The following is a 3380-nucleotide window of genomic DNA, read 5'->3' on the forward strand; positions in this document are numbered from 1 at the left end:
TCGAGCACCCCCTGCTCGGCGCGGTCGTCCCCCTGGCGAGCGGCCAGGGCTGGACGTTCACCGCGACGCTCGGATCGGGCACGCAGCCCTGGCTCGCCGACCACGCGGCCTCGGGCACGGCGGTCGTACCGGGAACCGCGTTCCTGGAACTGGTCAGGGCCGCCGGCGAACACTGCGGCGCGGACCGGGTCGAGGAGCTGACCCTCGAGGTCCCGCTGGCGATACCCGAAACCGGCGAGGTCCGGCTCCAGTGCGCGGTCGACTCCGAGTACCGGATCACCGTGCACGCCCGCACCGGCGGCGAGGACCCCTGGACCCGGCACGCCTCGGGCCGGCTGCGCCCCGCCTCGGGCAGCGCACCGGCCGCGGCCCCCGATCTGCGCGACTGGCCCCCTGCCGGAGCCGCCCCGGTCGACCTCGACGAACTCCAGGACCGCCTGTCGGACAGCGGATTCTCCTACGGGCCCGCCTTCCTGGGCCTGCGCGCGGCCTGGCGCAAGGGCGCCGAACTGTACGTCGAGGCCAAGCTGCCCGACGAACTGCACGGCACGGCAAGCGAGTTCGGCCTCCACCCCGCACTGCTCGACGCGGCGCTGCGGCCCGCGGGCCTCGGGGTGCTCGAGGGCCGAGAGGGACTGCCGTTCGTATGGAGCGGCGTGGAACTGAACGGCAGGGGTGCGACGGAGCTGCGCGCCCGCTTCACCTCGGCCCGGGACAACACCGTGGCCGTGGACCTGGCCGACGGCACCGGAACACCGCTGGGCTCCGTCGAGTCGCTCACCCTGCGCGCCGTGACCCTGGACCACCTCGCGGGCCCGCGGCTCGACTCCCTCTACCGGCTGGACTGGATCCCCGCACCGCACAGCGGCCCCACCGTGCCCGAACGGCAGTGGGCGGTGCTCGGCGACGACCTGCTCGCCGGGCACCTGGGCGGGCGGACGCGCGGCTATCCCGACCTGGACAGCCTGCGCACGGCACTGCGCTCCGGCGACCCGGTGCCCGACGTGGTCACGGTCGTCCTGGACCCGGCGGGCACGATCGGCTCCCTGCTGGGGAACACGCTGGCCCTGGCCCAGGAGTTCCTCGCCGAGGAACGGCTCGGCGCCACGCGGCTGGCGGCCGTGCTGCGCGGGCAGGGACCACGGCAGGCCGCGGTCCGCGGCCTGCTGCGCTCGGCCCAGCAGGAGCACCCGGGGCGCTTCACGGTGCTGGAGGCACACGGCCACGACGGGGCCGGCACCCCGCCCCCGGTCCTCGCCGGCGCGCTGCGCGAGGCACTCGCCGGCGAAGAGCCCTGGTGCGCGGTGCGGGACGGCGAGACCCTGGTGCCGCGCCTGGTCCGGGCCCCCGCGCACACACCGCAACCGGACCACGTCTCCTACGACCCGAACGGAACGACCCTGATCACCGGCGGCACGGGATCGCTCGGCGCCCTGTTCGCCCGGCACCTGGCGGCCACGCACGGCGCGCGGAAACTGCTGCTCGTCAGCCGCGGCGGCGAACAGGCCCACGGCGCGGCCCGGCTGCGCGACGAACTGAGCGGACTCGGCGCCGAGGTGACCCTGGCCGCCTGCGACGTCTCGGACCGCGCCGCCCTGGCCCGCCTCCTGGACGGCGTACCGGACCTGACGGCCGTGGTGCACACGGCGGGCGTCGTGGACGACTGCGCCTTCACCTCCCTGACCGCCGACCGGATCGACGGCGTGCTGCGCGCCAAGGCCGACGGCGCCCTGCACCTGCACGAACTGACCCGCCACCGCCCGCTCTCGGCGTTCGTCCTCTTCTCCTCCGCGGCCGGTGTCCTGGGCGGCGGAGGACAGGGCAACTACGCCGCCGCGAACGCGGTCCTCGACGCACTCGCCCGCGAGCGGCACACGGCCGGCCTGCCCGCCACCTCGCTGGCCTGGGGCTGGTGGGAGCAGGACGGCGGAATGACCGGCGGCCTCTCACCGACCGATGTGCAGCGCCTGACCAGGTCGGGCATGCTGCCCCTGGCACCGGCCGAGGGCTGCGCGCTCTTCGACGCCGCCCTGCAGCGCCCCGAGCCCGTCCTGGTACCGGCCCGGCTCGATCTGCGACGGCTGCGGGAGACGGCGGGCTCGGCCTCCTTCCCGAGCGTGCTGCGGGCCCTGGCCCCGGCACCGAAGCGTGCCGCGGGCCCGGGACCCGAGGCGGTCCAGGCCCGGCTGCGGAACCTCACCGGGGACGAGCGGTCCGAGGCACTGCTCGTCCTCGTGACCGAACACGTCGCGACGGTGCTCGGGCACACCCCGGCGGCCGTGGAGGCGGGCCGCGGATTCCTGGACCTCGGATTCGACTCGCTGACCGCCATGGAACTGCGCAACCGCCTGGGCGAAGTGACGGGACTGCGGCTGCCCGCCACCCTGATCTTCGACTACCCGAGCCCGCTCGCCCTCGCCCGCCACCTGGACGCGGAGCTGGGCCCGGACTCCACCGACGGGATGCAGGACGTCCACGCCGGCATCGACGCGCTGGCGCTGTCGCTCGCGTCCGCCGCCCCCAGCGACGCGGACCGCAGCCATGTCACGGCCCGGCTGCGCGCGTTGTGGGCCGAGTGGAATCCCGGCTCCGGCGACGTCGACCACCAGGACGTGACGGACGCGAGCGCGGACGAGCTGCTCGAACTACTCGACGACGAGCTCGGACAATTCTGAGTCCGGGCTCGCTGACCTACTTGGCGGGGAACCCATGGCTGATGACCGGAAACTGATCGACTACCTCAAGCGCGCCACGCTCGACCTCAGGGAGGCCAAACGCCGCATCGACCAACTCGAGGAGGAACGGCGCGAGCCCATCGCCATCGTCGGCATGGCGTGCCGCTACCCCGGGGACGTCACCTCCCCCGAGGAGCTGTGGCACCTCGTCGCCGACGGCGTCGACGCCGTCTCGGACTTCCCCGAGGAGCGCGGCTGGAACCCCTCCGAACTCTACGACCCCGACCCGGACGCCGTCGGCAGGACGACGTCCACCCGGGGCGGCTTCCTGCACCGGGCCCACCACTTCGACCCCGGCTTCTTCGGCATCTCACCGCGTGAGGCACTGGCGATGGACCCCCAGCAGCGGCTGCTGCTGGAGACCTCCTGGGAGGCGCTGGAGAGCGCCGGAATCCTGCCCGACTCGCTGCGGGGCAGCCCGGTGGGCGCGTACCTGGGCGTCATGTACAACGACTACGGCACCCGCCTGAATCCCGCCCCGGACGGCTTCGAAGGCCACCTGGCCAACGGCAGCGCGCCCAGCATGGCGTCGGGCCGCATCTCCTACACCCTGGGCCTGGAGGGCCCGGCGGTCACCGTGGACACGGCCTGCTCCTCCTCGCTGGTGGCCCTGCACCTCGCCGCCCAGTCGCTGCGCCGCGGGGA

General features: G+C 74.5%; 2 protein-coding genes. Both read left to right on the plus strand.

Features of this window, described 5'->3' with window-relative positions; translation table 11 throughout:
* Window positions 1–2675, plus strand: a 2675-nt coding sequence (locus tag CW362_RS42560) for a type I polyketide synthase (RefSeq protein ID WP_162684445.1), incomplete at its 5' end; no start/stop codon positions are given.
* A gap of 34 nt (window positions 2676–2709) precedes the next feature.
* Window positions 2710–3380 (plus strand): beta-ketoacyl synthase N-terminal-like domain-containing protein (locus CW362_RS42565; protein WP_206301229.1); only part of this gene is annotated, 671 nt, incomplete at its 3' end.

The organism is Streptomyces populi (genome assembly GCF_002911015.1).
GTDB lineage: Bacteria > Actinomycetota > Actinomycetes > Streptomycetales > Streptomycetaceae > Streptomyces > Streptomyces populi.